We start from the raw sequence: 20,246 nt of genomic DNA on the forward strand, positions 1-20,246 counted from the left end.
CTCCCCCGACTCGTCCTGGCCGGCGGTCACCGTGCCGCGCCGGGCGCCGCCGAGATCATCTCATCGGGTACGGCGACCAGGTCGACGCCTTCGGTGTCGGTCACGGTGGCCCGGACCAGGTCACCGGGGCGCAGCGCGGCCAGGTCGACCCCGCCGCCGTCCGGGGCGACCAGGGTGGTCGAGCCGTCGACCTCGGGCGCCTGGTGTGCGGCCCGCCCCTCCACCACGCCGCCGTCGACCGAGTCGACCAGCACCTCGACCGTGGCGCCGAGGCGGTCCTCGGCGCGCTGCGAGCACAGTTCGTCGGCGAGGGCGCTGAGCTTGTCGTACCGGCGCTTGATGGTGGCGGCGGAGACCTTGCCGGGCAGTCCGGCGGCCTCGGTGCCGTCCTCGTCGCTGTAGTCGAAGACCCCGATCGCGTCGAGCCGGGCCTCGGTGAGGAAGCGGACCAGCTCGTCGACGTCGGCGCGGGTCTCGCCGGGGAAGCCGACGATGAAGTTGCTCCGCGCGCCGGCCTCCGGTGCCAGGGCCCGCGCCGAGGCCAGCAGTTCCAGGAAGCGGTCGGTGGAGCCGAAACGCCGCATCCGGCGCAGCACCGGCTCGCTGGAGTGCTGGAACGACAGGTCGAAGTAGGGGGCCACGCCGGGCGTGGTGGCGATCGCCTCGACCAGGCCGGGCCGGGTCTCGGCCGGCTGGAGGTAGCTGACCCGTACCCGGACGATGCCGTCGATCACCGCGAGCTGCGGCAGCAGCTTCTCCAACGCGCGGGGGTCGCCCAGGTCCTTGCCGTACGACGTGGAGTTCTCGCTGACCAGCACCAGCTCACGGACACCGCTCTTGGCCAGCCACTCGGCCTCGGCGAGCAGCTCGTCCGGCGTACGCGAGACGAACGCGCCCCGGAACGCCGGGATCGCGCAGAACGTGCACCGCCGGTCGCAGCCGCTGGCCAGCTTGAGCGAGGCCACCGGGCCGCTGTCCAGGCGACGACGCAGCACCGGGCGCAGGTGCGCCGGGGTGTGCCCGTCCACCTCGACCACCGTGCCGTGACCGGGCAGCGACACCGCGCTGTCCCGCCGGGCCACCGGGGTCAGTGGCAGCAGTTCCCGCCGGTCGCGGGGGGTGTGCGCGGCGAACTCCCGCCCGGCGACGACCGCGTCCAGCCGGGCCGCGATGTCCGGGTAGTCGTCGAAGCTGAGCACCGCCTGCGCCTCGGGGAGGCTGTCGGCCAGCTCCCGGCCGTACCGCTCGGCCATGCAGCCGGCCGCGACCACCTTGGCCCCGGTGTCGGCGGCGGCCAGCAGCGTCTGGATCGAGTCCTGCTTGGCCTTCTCCACGAAGCCGCAGGTGTTGACCACCACCACGTCGGCGCCCTCGCCGTCGGTGGTCACCTGCCAGCCGTCGGCGTGCAGGCGGGCGGCCAGCTCCTCCGAGTCGACCTCGTTACGGGCACAGCCCAGGGTCAGCAGGGCGACCCGGCGGCCGTCGGCGGGCGACCGCTCCGGGTCGCGGGGCGACGCCGGACGCACCGCGTGGGAGTCGTCGACAGGAGAGGTGGCAGACACCATCCGAGGGTACCGGGCCACCGGCCCCCGGCCGACAGCCCGGCCGGGCCACCACCGGCCGGGCGGGCTCGGGCCGACCGGGCAGGGCGCGCGCCGACCGACCGGGCACGGCCGGGCCGGACGTCAGGCGGCCGGGGCGAGAACCGAGACCAGGCGGTCGAGCAGGAAGACCTCGGTGCCGGCCAGGCCGACCGAGCAGAAGACCGAGATCTGGTCCGCGTCGGTGCGGCCGGGTGCCGTGCCGGCCAGCACCGCGCCCAGGTCGCACAGGCGCGCGGCGTACGGCGGCTGGGCGGCGAGCATCGGCGGGACGTACGCGCCGGCCTGCTCCGGGGAGTCACAGGCCAGCACCGCGGCGGCGTCCAGCAGGTCGGTGCCGAACTCGGCCCGGTCGCACTGCTTGAAGCCGACCGCGTTGACGTGCGTACCCGGGGAGACGTCGGCGGCGGTCAGCAGCGGCGTGGTGGACGTGGTGGCCAGCACCACCACGTCCCGGTCCCGGGTGGCCCCGCGCACGGTGTCCACCGCGCGGGCCGGGACGCCGAGTTCGGCGCGGACCCGGGCGGCGAACGCCTCCCGGCGGGGCACCGAGCGGCTGTGCACGGTCACCTCGCGCAGCGGTCGTACCGCGGCGGCGGCCCACACCTGGGCCCAGGCCATCCGTCCGGCACCGATCACGCCCAGCGTGGCGGCGTCCGGGCGGGCCAGCGCGTCCACCGCGGCCCCACCGATCGCGCCGGTTCGCCGCGAGCCCAACTCCTCCCCCACCGCCACCGCCCGCACCGCCCCGGTACGCCCGTCGTGCAGCACCACCACCTGCTCGGATCCCGGGTGCCCGAAGGTGTCGTACGAGCGGTAGCCGTACCACTCGCCGCGCAGGTGTCCGGCGGTCAGCACCATCCGGCCCCCGCCCAGCGGCGCGGCGGCCCGGGGCGGGGCCACCAGCCGTCCCTCGTACGCGGCGATCAGGGCGTGGCGCATCGCGTCCACCGTGGTCGCGGCGTCCAGCGCGGCGGCGACCTCCGGGTCGGAAATGAGGACCGTCATGTCGCTATCGTGCAAGTTGAAGTCACATTGAAGTCCACTCCCAGTGAGCGTACTCACCCGGGCCGGCCGCCGGGCCCGGTGCTACGGTCGGTCCCGACGGCCCGCGTGGCCGTCCCGGACGAGTCGTGGGCGTACCCGGTGAGCCAAGACGCCCCGCGTGATGGACCCGACTCGTCCCGGTGCCCCGGCGGCCCGGGCGGCCCTGAAGAGGTGACCCGATGGCCTGGATCGCACTGGTGATCTCCGGACTTCTCGAAACGGCGTGGGCGATCGCCCTGGACCGCAGCGCCGGATTCACCCGACCCGTCCCCTCTGCGGTCTTCGCGGTCACGCTGGTGCTCAGCATGGCCGGCCTGGCGTACGCGCTGCGCGAGATCCCCGTCGGCACCGGCTACGCGATATGGGTCGGCATCGGCGCGACCGGCACCGCCCTGGTCGGCATGATCGCGTTGGGCGAGTCGGCCAGCCTGCCCCGGCTGCTCTGCCTGCTGCTCGTCGTCGCCGGTGTGGTCGGGCTCAAGATCTATCACTGATCCGTGGTCCGGGTGCTGTTTGGACAGCGCCCCGGCATGGGTACTGGCCGATCAACGACGAGTCGACCACCGGAGGAGATCATGGCCAACATGCACGCCGGCACCCGCCCGCGCACCAACGCCGCCCGCATCTGCACGATCCTGGGCTTCGTCTTCGCCGGTATCGCGCTGTTCCTGTTCCCGCTGCTGTTCGGCCTGGTCGCCGTCGGTCTCGGGGTGGCCGGTGCGGTGCAGGGCGACAAGCCGCTCGGCTGGTACGCCGCCGGTGCGGGCGTGGCCGCGATCCTGCTCAACATGATCCTCGCGGCAGCCCTGATGTGACCAGCGCAACCGCGATCGAGGGCCCGCCGGATATCCGGCGGGCCCTCGACTTTCGTGCGTTCCGACGGGCGGTCAGCCGTCGGCGCCCCGCAGGCCGTCCAGGACCTCTTCCAGCTCGTCCGGCTTGATCAGCACGTCGCGGGCCTTGGAACCCTCGGAGGGGCCGACCACACCCCGGGTCTCCATCAGGTCCATCAGCCGGCCCGCCTTGGCGAACCCGACCCGCAGCTTGCGCTGGAGCATCGAGGTCGAGCCGAACTGCGAGGTGACCACCAGCTCGACCGCCTGCACCAGCAGGTCCAGGTCGTCGCCGATGTCCTCGTCGATCTTCTTCTTGCTCTCCTGGGCGGCGGTCAGCACGTCCGAACGGAACTCCGGCTCGCGCTGGTCCTTGCAGAACTTCACCACGTCGACGATCTCGCGCTCGGTGACCCAGGCGCCCTGGATCCGTACCGGCTTCGACGCGCCCATCGGCAGGAACAGGCCGTCACCGCGCCCGAGCAGCTTCTCCGCGCCGGGCTGGTCCAGGATGACCCGGGAGTCGGCCAACGACGAGGTGGCGAACGCCAGGCGGGACGGCACGTTGGCCTTGATCAGGCCGGTCACCACGTCGACGGAGGGGCGTTGGGTGGCCAGCACCAGGTGGATCCCGGCGGCCCGGGCGAGCTGCGTGATCCGGACGATCGAGTCCTCCACGTCGCGCGGCGCGACCATCATCAGGTCGGCCAACTCGTCCACGATCACCAGCAGGTACGGGTACGGGCGCATCTCCCGCTCGCTGCCCGGCGGCGCCTTGATCTCACCGTTGCGGACCTTGCGGTTGAAGTCGTCGATGTGCCGGACCCCGTTGGCCGCCAGGTCGTCGTAGCGCATGTCCATCTCGCGGACCACCCACTCCAGCGAGTCGGCGGCCTTCTTCGCGTTGGTCACGATCGGGGTGACCAGGTGCGGGATGCCCTCGTAGCCGGTCAGCTCGACCCGCTTCGGGTCGATCAGCAGCAGCCGCACCTCGTCCGGCGCGGCCCGGGTCAAAACAGACATAAGTAGCGAATTTAGACAACTCGACTTGCCCGCGCCGGTGGCGCCGGCGATCAGGATGTGCGGCATCTTGGCCAGGTTGGCCACCACGAATCCACCCTCGATGTCCTTGCCGAGGGCCACCACCATCGGGTGGTGGTCGCTCGTGGCCGCCCGCGACCGCAGCACGTCGCCGAGCGCCACGTTCTCCGGGTCGGTGTTCGGGATCTCCACGCCCACCGCGCTCTTGCCCGGGATCGGGCTGAGGATGCGTACGTCCGGCGACTTCACCGCGTACGCGATGTTGCGGGAGAGCTGGGTGATCCGCTCGACCTTGACGCCGTGGCCCAGCTCGACCTCGTACCGGGTCACCGTCGGCCCCCGGGTGAAACCGGTCACCGCCGCGTCCACGTCGAACTGGTCGAAGACGCCGGTCAGCGCGGCGATCACCTCGTCGTTGGCCTTGCTGCGGCTCTTCGGCGCGGCACCGGTGCTCAGCATGTTCGGCGGCGGCAGCGTGTAGTCCCCGGCCATCCCGGTCAACGCGAGCTGCTCGGCCCGGGTCGGCGCGGGCGAGTGCTCCGGCGGGTCGGCCGGCTTGCGACCGGCCGGTACCCGGGACGGCGCCTTGCGCGGCAGGACCACGGTCTCCTGGAGGTCCACACCGTCCAGGTCCTCGAAGTCGTCCGGGTCGACCGGCGGCGGCGTCCGCTTCGCCGGCCGTCGCCGGGGCGACCCGGCGGGCGTCTCCGCCTCGTCCTCCTCGTCGGTGCGGCCGATCACCGTCCCGGCCAGCAGGCCGAGCCGCTCGGGCACCTTGTTGATCGGCGTCGCGGTCACCACCAGCAGCCCGAACACGAGCAGCAGGAGCAGCAGCGGCACCGCCACCCAGGCGGTGACCGCCCGCTCCAGCAGGCTGCCCACGCCCGCGCCGACCAGACCACCGGCGAAGTCCCGCTCGCTCGGGTCGGCCGGCTGCTGGCCGATGTGCAGCATCGCGGCGGTGGCGACCAGCATGGAGCCCCAGCCGATCAGACCGCGTCCCCGGTGCTCGGGGTCGCCGGGCTGCCGCATCAGCCGCCACGCGCCGATGCCGAGCAGCACCGGCACCACGATGGAGATGGCACCGAGGAACAGCCGGATCGTGTCGGCGAGCTGAGCGCCCAGCGGACCGGCCCCCGAGAACCACAGTGCACCGGCGGTCAGCAGGGCGAGGCCGATCACCAGCAGTCCGGCGCCGTCGCGGCGGTGCTCCGGGTCGATGTCACTCGCGGAGGCAGCCTGCCGGCCGGCGGCGCGTACCGCCCACCCGACGCTGTGCGCCAGGCCCATCCACACCGCCCGGACCGCCCGGCCGACGTACGCCGCCGGGCCCGGTCCCCGGGCCGTGCTGCGACGCCGGACCGGCGCGCGGGTCTTCTTCGCCGGTTGGCGGGCACGACTGTTGTTCGTGCCACCGCGCGGCGACGCGCCGCGTCGGCGGCTCGCCTGAGAGGTACGGCCCGCCATAGCATCACCGTAACGGCGGGCTCCGGAATACGCCGGTCTTAGTGGTCGCCTCCGCGTGTCGCAGCGCGACCACCGCCGCATGCCGTGATATCCGCCGCACGGAAGGGTGCCCGATGGCGTCGCCGGAGTTCGAGGACGGTCCGTTGAGCGGGTACCCGTCGGCACTGCGGCCGTTGACGCACGACCTCGTCGCGGCCGTGTTGGCGCACCGTGGGCACCCGGTGACCGCCGACGCCGGGGGTGCGCTGGTCGGCCGGTGGGCCGACGGCCACATCTGGTTCCTGCGCGCCGGGGACGACGGCGAGATCCTCCAGGTACGCACCGTCGCCACGCGCGCCTTCGACGTCGAGGAGGTCGCCCGGCTGCACGAGTTCTGCAACACCTGGAACCACGACCGGTACTGGCCCAAGGCGTTCGTGCACGTCGACGACGCCCGCCGGGCACGGGTCTGCGGCGAGGTGATCACCGACCTGGAACGCGGCGTCACCCCGCACCAACTCGACCGGCTGCTGGACCGGGGCATCTCCACCGGCCGCCGGCTGGCCGCCGAGGTGGGTCGGCTCGTCGGCGTGGAGCGTCCGTGACCGGGCGGCGTACCGGCCCCGGACGTGGCCGGCAGCGCAGCCGCACCGCACCGCCGGCGTCCGGCGAGCGACCCGCCGACGCGCTGCACGCCGCGCGGGACATGCCGGACGGCGAACCACGGATCACCGAGCTGGAGCGCGTCGCCGCCCTCGCCGAGGCCACCGGTGACACCGCCACCGCGCGGTCCGCCTGGTCCGAACTGGTCGAGACGCACCTGCGCGGCGGTGAGCGGTGGCGGCTGTTCGAGCCCGTCCGGCGGTGTCTCGCCGCCGCCCGCGCTCGGCCGACCCCCGGCGGCCCCGACGACGAGACGCTGCGCCGCTACCGCCGGTACGCCGTCGAAGCCCTGCTCGGCACCCCCCGCATCGGTCTGGACCAGGCCGCCGACCTGCTCGACACCCGCACGGAGGTCGGGGTGAAGGCGGCGGTCGGGGACGGTGCGGACGCGGTGGTGGCACAGGTGCGCTGCCGGATCGCCGACCACCTCGGCGACGAGCCCGCCGCCCGGCACTGGCTACGCCGGTGGCAGGCCGTGCCCGCCGACCCGGCCGCCGGTTGTCCCGACTGCCTGCCGGTACGCCAGGCCGAACTGCTCGCCGGGTGGGGCGACTGGACGGAGGCGTGCGCCGTGGTCGCGTCCGTCCTGGACGGCCCCGACGGCTGCACCGCCCAGCCCGAAGCGGCCCTGACCGGCGCACTGCTGCCCTGGCTACGGGCCGGCGAGACGCACCGGGCGGCCCGCGCCCACGTACGGGCGTACCGTCGGCACCGGGTCGAACCCGACGGGTTCGGCCACCTTGCCACCCACCTGCGCTTCTGTGCCCTCGGCGGGCACCTCGGGCGCGGGCTGGCGATCCTGGTCGAGCAGCTGCCCCGGTTGGACCAGCCACACGACGACCGGTCGGTGATGGAGTTCGCCACGGCCGGCGCGTTGGTCTGCGCGTGCGCCGACGCCGACCGGACGGTACTCCGCCCGGCCTACCGGGGACGACCGGCGGCGCAGGTCACGGTGAGCGCGCTCGGCGCCGAACTGCTCGCCGTCGCCACCGCGCTGGCCGGCAGTTTCGACGCCCGCAACGGCACCGGGCACCAGTCCGGCCGGATCGCCGCCTGGCTGGCCGAACGGCCGCTGGCCGAGCCGGTGCCGCTGCCCGCCGAGGACGAGATCGAGCCGGACGACGAGCCGTGGCCCGGCGACGCCGCGACGACCGGGTCCGAGGACGGCGGGACCGGGGCCGAGGTCACGGCGGGCGGTGGAGTCGATCGGTCGGCGGACGAGATCGGCGCGTTGACCGTGACGATGATCACCGAGGCGCTGGATCGGCGGGGCGACGGGTACACCCTGGATCCCACCGGCACCGTCCTCGGGCGGTGGGGCGACGCGGTGATCCAGTTCCGGCGGACCGGGGAACACGGCGAGATCCTGCATGCCCGGGTGGTCGCCGGTCGCCGGTTGCCGGCGGCCCGGCGCGCCGAGGCGTACGCGTTCTGCAACGGGTGGAACCGCGACCGGCTGCTGCCCACCGCGTACGTGCACGATCCGGGCGTGGGTGAACTGGTGCTGGCCGGCGAGGTGACCACCGACCTGGCGTACGGGGTCGCCCCGGCACAGGTCACGGTGCTGGTGGACGCGGCGGTCCGCACCGGGGTCGCGTACGCGGAGGCGGTCGCCGCCCTGCCGTGACGGCGACGGCCCGGCCGGACGTGACACGTCCGACCGGGCCGCCGGCAGATCAGCGCCGGCTGCCCAACGTGGCGAAGTTCTGCGTGGTGAGCAGGGTCAGGCTGTTGCGTTGCAGGATCTCGTTCACCGGCTGGTAGAACGTCGTGCCACCGCGTACGCAGTCGCCCGAGCCGCCGGAGGTGACGCCCTGTGCCTGGTTGCCCGAGATCCACGAGCCGCCCGAGTCGCCGGGCTCCGCGCAGACGTTCGTCCGGACCAGCCCGCTGACCAGGCCCTCCGGGTAGCGGACGGTGGCGTTACGCGCCAGCACGGTGCCGCAACGCACGCCGGTGGTGGAGCCGGAACGGCAGATCGACGACCCGGCCGGCACCTCCCGTGAACCGGCGACCCGGGCGATGCCACCCCGGAAGTCGGTCACCTCGGGCAGCACCCGGGTGTTCTGGTTGACCTGCACGAAGGCCCAGTCGTCGCCGGGGAAGGAGGAGGCCCGGAAAACACCCTGCACCTCGCCGTCCGGGCCGGAGGTGCGGGCACCGACCCGGCCGCAGTGCCCGGCGGTCACGTAGCCGCCGACCACCGCGAAACCGACCGAGCAGCGGCCGGAACCGACGAAGAACGGCTCGCCGCCACGGACGTCGGCGAAGAGTCGCGGCTGCTCCTCGGTGGCCATCCGGACCGCCTGCCGGGGTACGCCCGCACGGGCCACGAACCGCCAGCCGGCGTCTTCGGCGCCCGGAGCGGCGAGCACCACCACGCTGTTGGTGGCCACGTCGACGTACCAGCCGGAGACGTTCCCGGCCCGCCCGGCGGTGCGGTCCATCCGGGTCTTGAGCGCGTCGAGCTGCCCGACGCCGCGCTCCACCACCTTCGGCACCGCGCCGGTGGCGCGTACCCGCTGGGCCTGGGCCGCGTCGGCGACCGCGACGTTGAGCTGGCCGCCGTCGGCGCTCAGCCAGCTACCGGCGTAGTCGCCGCCGAGGTCCGACCGGAGCTGGTCGACGACCCCGCTCGCCCAGCGTTCGGTCTTCAGCCGCGCCGCGACCTGCGCCTGGTCCAGCCCCAGGTCGCGCCGCATGGCCTCGACCACCTCGGCGTCGACGCCCTCCACCGCCTGGGCGGTCGGCGCGGCGTTCGGCGCGCTGTCGTCACCGGCGAACGACGGCAGGGCCACCGCCGCCGCCGCGCCCACCGCCGCCACCACGACACCGATGGCTGTCAATCGTCTGCGGTCCATCCGCCATGCTCCTCCCGGCCGGCGCGGGGCACGCCTGCCGGATCGGAGTACGGGCGGATAGACCGAACGGTTCAGACTTCGACGACAGTGGGTACGATCATCGGCCGACGCCGATAGGCGTCGTTGACCCAGCGGCCCACGGTCCGGCGGACGATCTGCTGGAGCTGGTGCGGGTCTGTGATGCCGTCCGCCGCAGCCCGGTTCAGGGCCTCGGTGACCAGCGGAATCACCGCGTTGAACGCCTGTTGGTCCTCGGAGAAGCCCTTGGCGGACACGGTCGGCCCGGCAACCACCTTGCCGGTCACCGAGTCCACCACCACCGTCGCGGCGATGAACCCGCCGTCACCGAGGATCCGACGCTCGGTGAGCAACGACTCGCTGACGTCGCCGACGGCCAGGCCGTCGACGTAGACGTACCGGCTCTTGACCCGTCCGACCAGGCTGGCCCGGCCCTCCACCAGGTCGACCACGTCGCCGTCCTCGCAGAGCACCACCCGGTCGGCCGCCACGCCGGACTCGATGCCGAGCCGGGCGTGCGCCCGCAGGTGCCGCCACTCGCCGTGCACCGGCATCAGGTTGCTGGGCCGGACCACGTTGAGCAGGTAGAGCAGCTCACCGGCGGGCGCGTGCCCGGAGACGTGCACCTTGGCCACGTCCTTGTGCACCACCACCGCACCGGCCCGGGCCAGCCGGTTGATCACCCGGTAGACCGACGTCTCGTTGCCCGGCACCAGCGAGGAGGCCAGCACCACGGTGTCGCCCGGGGCGATGGTGATGTGCCGGTGGTCGCCGCTGGCCATCCGGCCCAGGGCGCTCATCGGCTCGCCCTGCGACCCGGTGGACATCAACACGATCTGCTCGGGCGGCATCGACGTCGCCTCGTCCAGGCCGACCACCAGACCGGCCGGGATGTTGAGCAGACCCAGGTCGCGGGCGATGCCCATGTTCCGCACCATGGATCGGCCGATCAACGCGACCTTGCGGCCGTGCTCCAGCGCCGAGTCGAAGACCTGCTGCACCCGGTGTACGTGCGAGGCGAACGAGGCGACGATGATCCGGCCGCGCGCCTTCGCGAAGATCGAGTCGAGGACCGGGCCGATCTCCCGCTCCGGGGTGACGAAGCCGGGGATCTCCGCGTTCGTGGAGTCCGACAGCAGCAGGTCCACGCCCTCGGCACCGAGCCGGGCGAACCCGGCCAGGTCGGTGATCCGGCCGTCCAGCGGAAGCTGGTCCATCTTGAAGTCGCCGGTGTGCAGCACCAGACCCGCCGGGGTACGGATGGCCACCGCCAGCGCGTCCGGGATCGAGTGGTTGACGGCGAAGAACTCGCACTCGAACGGCCCGAGCCGTTCCCGGCCGCCCTCCCGCACCGTCAACGTGTACGGCTGGATCCGCCGCTCCGCCAGCTTCGCCTCGACCAGCGCGAGGGTGAACTGGGAACCCACCAGCGGGATGTCCGGCTTGTGGGCGAGCAGGTACGGCACCGCGCCGATGTGGTCCTCGTGGCCGTGGGTCAGCACGATCGCCTGGATGGCGTCGAGCCGGTCGAGGATGGGACCGAAGTCCGGCAGGATCAGGTCGACACCAGGCTGCTCCACGTCGGGGAAGAGCACGCCGCAGTCCACGATCAGCAGCTTGCCGTCGTACTCGAAGACGGTCATGTTCCGGCCGATGGCGCCGAGCCCGCCGAGCGGGGTTATCCGCAGCCCGCCCTCCGGCAGCGGCGGGGGAAGTTGGGCCTCCTCGTTGTGCGCCTCGGTCACGCGTTCACCTCATTCTGCGACGCCGTCACCCGGCGTCCGTCGTGTCGTTTGATCATTCGGGCAGCGGTAGCCCCGCCGCCGCACAGTCGGCGCGCAGCTGGGCGAGCTGGTCTTCGGTGGCGTCCACCAGCGGCGACCGGACCGGACCGGCGGGCAGCTTCGACGCGTTCAGGCCCGCCTTGACCAGGATCGTGCCCTGGGTGCGGAAGATCCCGGTGAACAGCGGCAGCAGCCGACGGTGCAGGGCCAGCGCGGTGGCCATGTCCCCCGCGTCGTACGCCTCGATCATCCGCTTGGTGTCGACACCGCTGAAGTGCGTCGAGGTGCCGACCACACCGACGCAGCCGACCGACAGCGCGGGCAGCGTGGAGGCGTCGTCGCCGCTGTAGTACGCCAGCTCCGTCCGGCTGGTCACCCAGCTCGTGGCGGTCAGGTCACCCTTGGCGTCCTTGACCGCGACGATGCGGCCGTGCTCGGCGAGCCGGACCAGCGTCTCGGTCTCGATCGGCACCCCGGCGCGGTGCGGGATGTCGTAGAGCATCACCGGCAGGCCACTGGAGTCGGCTACCTCGGTGAAGTGACGCAGCAACCCGGCCTGCGGCGGCTTGTTGTAGTACGGGGTCACCACCAGCAGCCCGTGCGCACCGGCCTTCTCCGCGGCAGCGGCCAGCTCGACGGTGTGCCGGGTGTCGTTCGTACCGACCCCCGCCACCACCCGGGCCCGCTCACCGACGGTCTCCACCACGGTCCGGATCAAGCGTTCCTTCTCCGCGTCCGTGGTGGTCGGCGACTCGCCGGTGGTGCCGTTGACCACCAGCGCGTCGTTGCCCTGCTCGGTCACGAGGTGGTCCGCAAGTCGCGCGGCACCGTCGAGGTCGAGCGCACCGTCGGTGGTGAACGGGGTCACCATCGCGGTGAGCACTCGCCCAAAGGGCCGGGAGGCCGCCCGGACCGGTGTGTCAAGGTGGTCGTGCGTCATGGTGACAACCTAGCGGACGGCCGGCGGTCGGCCGCCGGGGAAGGCCTCAGGACCCCTCAGGGTGCGGGGGCTCTCCCACTCAGGATGCCGCGATGTGCGGGCTCGCCGCCACCTCAGTGCCATCGGCGAGAGTCGAGACGACGAAATCGGCGAACACGTTCGGCGCCACCCGCTGCAACTGCCGCAGGCACTCCACCGCCAGCTCACGGATCTCCACGTCGGCGTGCTCGGTGGCCCGCATCCCGATGAAGTGCCGCCAGGCCCGGTAGTTGCCGGTCACCACGATCCGCGTCTCGGTGGCGTTCGGCAGCACCGCCCGCGCCGCCTGCCGGGCCTGCTTGCGCCGCAACGTCGGGTTGGGCTCGTCGGCGAAGTGCCGCTCCAGCCCCTCCAACAACTCGTTGTACGCCCGCACACTCGCCTCGGCCGCCTCGACGAACCGCTTGTGCAGCTCCGGGTCCTCGGCGATCACCCTCGGCTCGACCATCGCCGCGTCCCGCTCCGGCACGTACCGCTGCGACAACTGCGAGTACGAGAAGTGCCGGTGCCGGATCAGCTCGTGCGTGAAGGACCGGGAGACCCCGCTGAAGTAGAAGCTCACCGACCCGTGCTCCAGCACCGAGAGGTGCCCGACCTCCAGGATGTGCGCGAGGTAGCCGGCGTTGGTCGCGGTCGCCGGATTCGGCTTCTTCCAACTCTGATAGCAGGCCCGTCCGGCGAACTCCGCGAGCGCCTGTCCGCCGTCCGCGTCAGTCGACCACGGCACGTCCTCCGGCGGGTCGAAGTGGGTCCACGCGATCAGCTTGACCTGGGGCTGCACCATCTCCGGCATTCCTGCGACTGTAGCGGCCCACCCCCAACCACCCCCACCCCCCCCTGCCGCCGCCGCGTTGATCAAGAGGTTTTGGTCACGAGCGAGGACGACGGTGGCGAAAAGCCCTTGATCAACTCCATCGGGAGGGGGGTCCGGCGGGGGGCGCTCCGGCGGGGGCGGGGCGGGGGTTTAGACGTAGAGGGCGGTGAAGGGGGGCCAGGGGAGGTTGCGGATCACGGTGAAGGCCAGCCAGGCGCCGAGGAAGCCGCCGACCAGCTTCGGGCCCACGCGCAGCTCGGGCAGGCGCCAGCCGAACGCCTGCTTGCCGGCCCAGGCGACGAAGAAGTACGCCAGGAAGGGCAGCGCGAAGACGAAGAGGAAGTGGTGTCGGGCGGCGGCCGGCAGGTCGGCGTTCAGGACGTACCAGAGTGCCCGGGTGCCACCGCAGCCGGGACAGTCCAGCCCGGTGGTGAGCTTGAGCAGGCAGCTGGGCAGCGCGTCCGGGGCGGAGCGGGCGGGGTCGCTGATCAGCGCGTACCCGATGCCGGCGGCGACACAGCCGACGGCGGCCAGCGGCACCACCCAGCGTGGGGTGCGCGCGTGCAGGCGCGTCACGAGGCGGGTGAGGCGGTCGGGCTCGGCGATCGGCGGGTAGTAGCCCGGCGGATAGCCGCCGGGATAGGCGCCCGGGTGGTCGCCGGGCGCCTGCGTCGTGGCTACCGCTCCCGGGTCGCCCGCCGCGACGGCCGGATCGGGGTGAGCGGGGGTGGCGGGCGCGTGGGGATCGAGGGCGGGCGGGGGTGGCTGGGCGCCCGGTCGGTCAACGCTCGTCACGTTGCTCACCGTACACCTGCCACGCCCAGCAGCGCGGCGGCCAGCGGGGCGGCCAGGTCACCGGCGGACGGCGGGGCGACCGCGTCCAGGCCGAGCCAGCCGGCGAGCCGGTACAGCTCGGCGGCGAGGGCCACGGCGGTCTCCCCGGGATCGGCGCCAGGCTCGACCCAGGCGGCTGGCACCAGCAGCACCCCGGCCTTGCGGTCGGCCTTGAGGTCGACGCGGGCGGTGAACCGTTCACCCTGGCGAAACGGCAGCACGTAGTAGCCGTACACCCGCTGGGGTGCGGGCACGTAGATCTCGATGCGGTAGGTGAAGTCGAACAGCCGCTCGGTGCGGGCGCGTTCCCAGATCAGCGGGTCGAAGGGGCTGACCAGGGTGTTGCCGCGTACCCAGCGGGGCAGCCGGGCCTGCGCGTGCAGCCAGGCCGGCTGGCGCCAGCCGGGCACGGTCACCGGGCGCAACTCCCCGGCCTCGACCAGCTCGGCGACGGCCTGCCGGGCGCCGGCCACCGGCAGCCGGAAGTAGTCGCGCAGCTCCACCTCCGCGGCCACACCGAGCGCGCGGGCGGCGACGCCGACGAGCGTGCGGTACGCCTCCGCGTCGGTCAGCGTGGGTGCGTCGAGCACCTCGGCGGGCAGCACCCGTTCGGGCAGGTCGTAGCGGCGGGCAAAGGAGGTGGTGCGTTCCGCCGCGCACACCTCGCCGGCCCAGAACAGGTATTCCAGCGCCTGCTTGACCGCCGACCAGTTCCACCCCCAGTTGCCGGTCTCCCGGGGCGCGTCGTGCTCGATCTCGGCCACGGTCAACGGGCCGCGCGCGGCCACCTCGTCGCGTACCCAGGCCACCAGGGCGGGCTGCTCCCGGGCGATACGGCGCATCCCGCCCCAGGCGTCGCTGTGCGCCCGCGCCATCCGCCAGCGCAGCGCCGGATGCAGGCCGACCGGCACCAGCGACGCCTCGTGCCCCCAGTACTCGAACAGGTCGCGGGGTCGGCGGTAGGCGGCGGTGTCGAGCAGCGTCGTCGGATACGGCCCGAGCCGGCTGTAGAGCGGCAGGTAGTGGGCGCGTTGCAGGACGTTCACCGAGTCCATCTGGATCAGCCCCACCCGGTCGAGCACCCGCCGCAGGTGGCGGCGGGTGGTCGCCCCGGTGGGCATGGGGTCGGCGAAGCCCTGGGCGGCCAGTGCGACACGGCGGGCCTGGGCGAGCGAGAGCGATTCCGGTGCGACCATCGCAGCGCAGGCTACGTCACCGGTACGACACCGGTACGACACCGGTGCGGACGCTGGACCTGACGCCCCGGGCCGCCTAGAACTGGAGCCATGCCCACCATCCGTCGGGAGGAACCCGAGGACGCCGAGGCGATCGCCCGGGTGCACGTGAGCGGCTGGCAGGCCGGGTACGCCGGGATCATGCCGGACGAGGTGCTGGGGCGACTCAACCCGGTGGCCTGGGCACAGCGCCGCCGGGCCCTCGGCACCGCCGACCCGGAGCACCCGTTCACCACGCTGCTCGCCGAGGTCGACGGGGCCCTGGCCGGGTTCACCACGTTCGGGCCGTATCGCAACAACCAGGACCGGGGCGACCTCGACCCGACGTACGGCGAGGTCGTGGCGCTCTACGTCGCGCCCGCGCACTGGGGCGACGGCACGGCACCGGCGCTGTTCACGGCCGCGCACGACGGGCTACGGGAACGCGGCTGGTCGGAGTACCGGGTGTGGGTGCTGGCGGACAACCACCGGGCCCGCCGGTTCTACCAGCGGGCCGGGCTGTCACCGGACGGTGCGGAGTCGACCTATCCGGTGCCACTGTCCGGCGGGCGTCCGCCGATCGGGCTGATCGAGTTGCGGTACACCGGCCGCCTCGACGGCTGACCGCGCGGCCGGCACCGGCGGTTCGCCCCGGCCCAGCGGCAGGAAGGCCAGCAGCGCCAGACTGATCCAGACGTACGTGTTGCCGAACAGGAAGCCGTCGACCCCGCTGAAGTCCTTCTCCCACGCCCAGACGATCCGGCTGATCAGGAAGGCGTAGCCGACCGTGGCGGCGACCAGCAGCAGCCGACGGCGGCGGCTGCGTGGAGGCGCGGCCATGCCGTGGTCCACCAGCAGCAACAGCCCCGGCAGCAGCCAGACCAGGTGGTGCACCCAGGTGACCGGGCTGACCAGGCACATCACCGCACCGGTCAACGCCAGGCCGGCGGCTTCGTCACCGGCCGCCACGGCGGCCCGGGAGCGCCAGATCCACAGCGCGACCGTCGCGGCCACCAGCGCCAGCCAGGCCAGCGTGCTGGGGCTCTGCGGGTCGAGTCGGGCCACCACGCCGCGCAGCGACTGGTTGGAGACGAAGGCTAGCTCACCGACCCGGCCGGTGTTCCACAGGGCGGAGGTCCAGAACTCCCGGGAGGCGTCCGGGAACGACGCGGCGGCGAGCACGGTCGCCCCGGCCGCCGTGCCGGTGGCGGTGAGCGCCGCCCGCCAGCGGCCGGTGACCAGCAGATAGATCAGGAAGATGCCGGGCGTGAGCTTGATCGCGGTGGCCAGGCCGATGCCGACACCCGCCCACCGGTGCTCGCGCGGCAGCAACCGCAGCAGGTCCACCGCGACCAGGAACAGCAGCAGCGTGTTGACCTGACCGAAGTTGATGGTCTCGCGCATCGGCTCGAACGCGGCGGCCAGGCAGAGCGCCACCGCGAACGCGAACCAGCGGGTCCAGCCGGCCCGCCGGGACACCGGGTCCAGCAGCCACCAGACCAGCACCGCGGCGGCGGCCACCCCGGCGGCCACGCTCACCACGATCGCCCCGTGCCAGGACAGGTACGCCATCGGCAGCATCACCAGCGCGGCGAACGGCGGGTAGGTGAAGCCGTACTGGGTGCCGGGCTTGAGGTAGTCGTAGATCTCGCCGCCGTCGTGCACCCACCAGACCAGCGCGCCGCGATAGACGTGCAGGTCGAAGAAGCCGTGCCGGACCGCAGCCACGGACAGGAAGGCGGTCACCGCGACGGCGAGTACGACCACTGCGACGACCTGTCCGATCGTCCGCCTGACACCCTGCGCCACCGTCGCCTCCCTCACCCTGCGTAGGCTGTCGTCCCATGGCTCTGGGGTTTGTCCGCCCGGCGCGTCCGGAGGACGCCGCCGAGATCGCCCGCATCCAGCTCGCGACCTGGCGGGTCGCCTACCGGCGGCTGCTGCCCCGGCACGTGCTGGAGAACCTCGACGAGGCGTGGCTCGCGCGGCGGTGGGACGCCGCAGTGCGCCAGCCGCCCGGCGACACCCATCGGGTGCTGGTCGCCGTCGAACAGGCCGAGCAATCGTATCTGGTGGGCTTCGCCGCCTCCGGCCCGGTCGACGCGGAGGCACTCGCCCCGAACGAGCCGGTCGACGCGCTCGGCGCCGACGTGGTGGCGGTGACCGACCTGCTGGTGGAGCCGCGCTGGGGCCGGCGCGGGCACGGCAGCCGGCTGCTCGCCGCCAGTGTGGACCTGTGGCGGGAGTCCGGCTTCACCCGCGCCGTCGACTGGGTCTTCGAGGGCGACGAGGCGTCCCGGAAGTTCCTCGGCGCGGCCGGCTGGGAGCCCGACGGTGCGGGCCGGGCGCTGGACGTGGACGACATGCTGGTGCCGCAGCTCCGCCTGCACGTAGCGGTGCCCACCGAGGCGGACTGAGCGGCCGTCGGACGGCCGGGCCGGTGACAACCGTCGCTCAACGCACCGCTACCCCGGCTACCGTCACTTCGGCCTGCCGTCACTTCGGCCTGCCGTCACTTCGGCCTGCCGTCGCCGGCTCTGTTCCGGCCGGCCACCATGCGCCGGTGCTGCGGCAGCACCATGACGGGACGGTACTGCCACCCCGGCACCTGTCGAGCTGAGAGCAGAGACGGATCACCGATAGCCCACTCGGCAGCGAGCAGCCAGCGACGGCCCGTCCGGCAGCGACGGCTCACACGTAGGCCGACCGAAGGTGACGGGCGGCCGACCGGGAAGTGACAGCGAAGACGGTTCAGCTCGACAGTGCCCGAAGCAGGGGTAGGTCACGGCCTCGGTCTGTCGCGGCGACCTCCGCCCGGAAGGGGCCCACATCGCGCGTCCCGGCCGCCCGGGCCGGGCTCAGTCGAGCAGCGGGTCCAGGCCGAGGGTCAGACCGGGTCGGCCGGGCACCGCGCGGACGGCCAGCAGCACGCCGGGCATGAAGGAGACCCGGTCGTACGAGTCGTGCCGGATGGTCAGCGTCTCGCCAATGGTGCCGAACAGCACCTCCTGGTGGGCGAGCAGGCCGGTGGCCCGGACCGCGTGCACGCGTACCCCGTCGATGTCGGCGCCCCGGGCACCGGCGACCTCGTCGGCGGTGGCGTCCGGCACCGGACCCAGCCCGGCCTCGGCGCGGGCCGCCGCGACCAGGCGGGCGGTGTGCGTGGCGGTGCCGCTCGGCGCGTCGAGCTTGCGCGGGTGGTGCTGCTCGATGATCTCGACGGACTCGAAGTGCCGGGCCGCGCGGGTGGCGAACTGCATCATCAGCACCGCGCCGATGCCGAAGTTCGGGGCGATCACCACACCCAGCTCCGGCCTGCCGCCCAGCCAGCCCCGCACCTGGTCCAGCCGCTGCCCGGTGAAGCCGGTGGTGCCGACGACCGCGTGCACGCCCTGGTCGACGCACCAGCGCAGGTTGTCCATCACCACGTCCGGGGTGGTGAAGTCGACGACCACCTGCGCACCGGCGTCCGCGACGGCGGACAGCGGGTCGCCCTGGTCGACCGTTGCCACCAGCTCCATGTCGGCGGCGCCGTCGACGGCCTTGCACACCTCGATGCCCATCCGGCCCCGGGCGCCCAGCACACCGACCCGGATCGGCCCGGTCGCGCCCTTCTCCTGCTCGTCAGTCACGCGGCACAACCTATCCCAATCGGGACGCCGGCACCCCGGGGGTACGGCGGCCCCACCCGGGCGGCCGGATCAGGCGACGAAGTCCGACTCGCCGAACGGGCCGACCACGGCCAGCGACATGGGTCGGCTGAGCAGGTCGGCGACGAGAGCGTTGACGTCGTCCAGGGTGACCGCGTCGACCCGGTGCAGCAGCTCGTCGACCGGGACCAGGTCACCGTAGAGCAGCTCGCCCTTGGCCAGCCGGCTCATCCGGGAGCCGGTGTCCTCCAGCCCGAGCACGAACGAACCCTTGCTCATCCCCTTGCCGCGCGCCAACTCGGCCTCGGTGACGCCGTGCTCGGCGGTACGCGCCAACTCGGCCCGGGTCAGCTCCAGCACCTCCTGCACCCGACCCGGGGCGCAGCCGGCGTACACGCCGAACAGCCCGCTGTCGGCGTACTGGCTGGCGTAGGAGTAGACCGAGTACGCGAGACCGCGTCGCTCGCGGATCTCCTGGAACAGGCGGCTGGACATGCCGCCGCCGAGCACGTTGTTGAGCACCCCGAGGGCGAACCGGCGCTCGTCGAGGCGGTCGATGCCGGGGCAGCCGAGCACCACGTGCGCCTGTTCGGTCTCCTTCGCGTGGACGACCACGGTGGGGGCCTGGGTGCGTACCGCCGGGGTGGTCGGGCGGTGCGGCGCGGGCGTCGCCGGGTCGGTGTCCAGCGGGCTGCCCTTGAGCGCCGACCGGACCAGCCGGACAACGGTCGCGTGGTCGAGGTTCCCGGCGGCGGCGATGACGATGTGCGGTGCGACGTAGCGGCGGCGGTAGAAGCTTTGGATCTGCCGGCGGGTCATCGGGGTGACCGTCTCCGCGGTGCCGGAGATCAGCCGGCCCAGCGGGTGGTCACCGTAGACGGCCCGGGTGAGCAGGTCGTGCACCTCGTCACCGGGCTCGTCGTCGTGCATGGCGATCTCTTCGAGGATGACGCCGCGCTCGGTCTCCACGTCGGCGGGTTCGAGCACCGAGTCGGCGACCAGGTCACACATCACGTCGATGGCCAGGGGCAGGTCCTCGTCCAGCACCCGCGCGTAGTAGCAGGTGTACTCCTTCGTGGTGAAGGCGTTGGTCTCACCGCCGACCGCTTCGATCGACGAGGAGATCTCCAGGGCGTCCCGCTTGTGGGTGCCCTTGAACAGCAGGTGCTCCAGGAAGTGGGCGGCACCGGCCTGCGGCCCGGTCTCGTCCCGCGAGCCGACGGCCACCCAGATGCCGAAGGAGACGCTGCGCATCGCCGGGATCGCCTCAGTCAGGACCCGCAGCCCGCTGGGGAGCACCGTGCGGCGGACCGTGCCGCCCAGCGGGTCGTCGCTCAACGTCCTGGTCACCGCGCGGGTGGCCGCTCCGGCGGACCGGGTGGTCGCGGTGGCGTGCCGACCGCCGGGCGGCGTCACTCCCGGTCGCGCCGTGGGGAAGGACGAACGGCGGGTCCGACTCAC

General features: G+C 73.1%; 18 protein-coding genes and 1 riboswitch. Of the genes, 6 read left to right on the plus strand and 12 right to left on the minus strand.

Annotated elements, in window-relative coordinates; genetic code table 11:
* Positions 1–26 precede the first annotated feature (26 nt).
* Positions 27–1,565 carry a 30S ribosomal protein S12 methylthiotransferase RimO gene (gene rimO / locus ID554_RS04570; protein ID WP_396888470.1) on the minus strand — a complete coding sequence of 513 codons (1,539 nt, stop codon included), beginning with the start codon at positions 1,563–1,565 and terminating at the stop codon, positions 27–29.
* A 120-nt stretch (positions 1,566–1,685) separates the two neighbouring features.
* Positions 1,686–2,609: an ornithine cyclodeaminase family protein gene (locus ID554_RS04575; protein ID WP_117226654.1), complete on the minus strand. Its 924-nt coding sequence runs from the start codon at positions 2,607–2,609 to the stop codon at positions 1,686–1,688.
* A gap of 92 nt (positions 2,610–2,701) precedes the next feature.
* A riboswitch (guanidine-III (ykkC-III) riboswitch) is annotated at positions 2,702–2,767 on the plus strand.
* A 60-nt stretch (positions 2,768–2,827) separates the two neighbouring features.
* Here ID554_RS04575 and ID554_RS04580 point away from each other — a divergent pair.
* Positions 2,828–3,142, plus strand: a complete 315-nt coding sequence (locus ID554_RS04580; protein ID WP_117226655.1) for a DMT family transporter — start codon at positions 2,828–2,830, stop codon at positions 3,140–3,142.
* An 81-nt stretch (positions 3,143–3,223) separates the two neighbouring features.
* Entirely contained in the window at positions 3,224–3,463 is a 240-nt protein-coding gene (locus ID554_RS04585) for a hypothetical protein (protein ID WP_117226656.1), read from the plus strand.
* Between the two features lie 72 nt (positions 3,464–3,535).
* Here ID554_RS04585 and ID554_RS04590 read toward each other — a convergent pair whose 3' ends face one another.
* Complete coding sequence (locus ID554_RS04590; protein WP_117226657.1) at positions 3,536–5,989, minus strand: FtsK/SpoIIIE family DNA translocase; 2,454 nt, start codon at positions 5,987–5,989, stop codon at positions 3,536–3,538.
* 113 nt (positions 5,990–6,102) lie between these two features.
* On the opposite strand from ID554_RS04590, the gene ID554_RS04595 reads away from it, so the two are divergent.
* Together ID554_RS04595 and ID554_RS04600 are read left to right on the plus strand one after the other, a co-directional pair.
* Positions 6,103–6,573 (plus strand): YbjN domain-containing protein, encoded by a 471-nt coding sequence (locus tag ID554_RS04595; protein WP_117226658.1) that lies wholly within the window; start codon positions 6,103–6,105, stop codon positions 6,571–6,573.
* Positions 6,570–8,258, plus strand: coding sequence for a YbjN domain-containing protein (locus ID554_RS04600; protein WP_396888471.1), 1,689 nt, complete (start codon positions 6,570–6,572; stop codon positions 8,256–8,258). Before ID554_RS04595 ends, ID554_RS04600 begins: the two co-directional genes overlap by 4 nt.
* A gap of 49 nt (positions 8,259–8,307) precedes the next feature.
* On the opposite strand, the gene ID554_RS04605 is transcribed toward ID554_RS04600, so the two are convergent.
* From ID554_RS04605 to ID554_RS04630, 6 genes are all read right to left on the minus strand, one after another.
* Complete coding sequence (locus ID554_RS04605) at positions 8,308–9,492, minus strand: S1 family peptidase (protein WP_117226659.1); 1,185 nt, start codon at positions 9,490–9,492, stop codon at positions 8,308–8,310.
* Positions 9,493–9,563: 71 nt separating this feature from the next.
* The gene (locus tag ID554_RS04610) at positions 9,564–11,255 is read right to left on the minus strand and encodes a ribonuclease J (protein ID WP_117226660.1); all 1,692 of its coding nucleotides are present in this window, start codon (positions 11,253–11,255) and stop codon (positions 9,564–9,566) included.
* 52 nt (positions 11,256–11,307) lie between these two features.
* Entirely contained in the window at positions 11,308–12,234 is a 927-nt protein-coding gene (gene dapA / locus ID554_RS04615) for a 4-hydroxy-tetrahydrodipicolinate synthase (protein ID WP_117226661.1), read from the minus strand.
* Positions 12,235–12,313: 79 nt separating this feature from the next.
* A complete protein-coding gene (gene thyX, locus ID554_RS04620; RefSeq protein WP_117226803.1) occupies positions 12,314–13,057 on the minus strand; it encodes an FAD-dependent thymidylate synthase in 744 nt (247 codons plus the stop codon).
* 180 nt (positions 13,058–13,237) lie between these two features.
* On the minus strand, positions 13,238–13,891 hold the full coding sequence (locus ID554_RS04625) for a DUF2752 domain-containing protein (RefSeq protein ID WP_117226662.1): 654 nt from the start codon (positions 13,889–13,891) through the stop codon (positions 13,238–13,240).
* Positions 13,888–15,117, minus strand: coding sequence for a winged helix-turn-helix domain-containing protein (locus tag ID554_RS04630; RefSeq protein ID WP_117226663.1), 1,230 nt, complete (start codon positions 15,115–15,117; stop codon positions 13,888–13,890). Before ID554_RS04630 ends, ID554_RS04625 begins: the two co-directional genes overlap by 4 nt.
* Before the next feature lie 90 nt (positions 15,118–15,207).
* On the opposite strand from ID554_RS04630, the gene ID554_RS04635 reads away from it, so the two are divergent.
* Positions 15,208–15,759, plus strand: coding sequence for a GNAT family N-acetyltransferase (locus tag ID554_RS04635; protein WP_117226664.1), 552 nt, complete (start codon positions 15,208–15,210; stop codon positions 15,757–15,759).
* Here ID554_RS04635 and ID554_RS04640 read toward each other — a convergent pair.
* Positions 15,658–16,944 carry a glycosyltransferase family 87 protein gene (locus tag ID554_RS04640; RefSeq protein WP_117226665.1) on the minus strand — a complete coding sequence of 429 codons (1,287 nt, stop codon included), beginning with the start codon at positions 16,942–16,944 and terminating at the stop codon, positions 15,658–15,660. The genes ID554_RS04635 and ID554_RS04640 overlap by 102 nt on opposite strands.
* A 35-nt stretch (positions 16,945–16,979) precedes the next feature.
* Between ID554_RS04640 and ID554_RS04645 the strand changes: the two genes are divergently transcribed.
* Complete coding sequence (locus ID554_RS04645) at positions 16,980–17,552, plus strand: GNAT family N-acetyltransferase (RefSeq protein ID WP_117226666.1); 573 nt, start codon at positions 16,980–16,982, stop codon at positions 17,550–17,552.
* Positions 17,553–17,993: 441 nt separating this feature from the next.
* On the opposite strand, the gene dapB is transcribed toward ID554_RS04645, so the two are convergent.
* The gene (gene dapB, locus ID554_RS04650) at positions 17,994–18,767 is read right to left on the minus strand and encodes a 4-hydroxy-tetrahydrodipicolinate reductase (RefSeq protein WP_117226667.1); all 774 of its coding nucleotides are present in this window, start codon (positions 18,765–18,767) and stop codon (positions 17,994–17,996) included.
* A 69-nt stretch (positions 18,768–18,836) separates the two neighbouring features.
* Positions 18,837–20,201, minus strand: coding sequence for a M16 family metallopeptidase (locus tag ID554_RS04655; RefSeq protein WP_223884624.1), 1,365 nt, complete (start codon positions 20,199–20,201; stop codon positions 18,837–18,839).
* Positions 20,202–20,246 lie beyond the last annotated feature (45 nt).

Origin of the sequence: Micromonospora craniellae, from assembly GCF_014764405.1 — a bacterium.
Taxonomy (GTDB): Bacteria; Actinomycetota; Actinomycetes; order Mycobacteriales; family Micromonosporaceae; genus Micromonospora; species Micromonospora craniellae.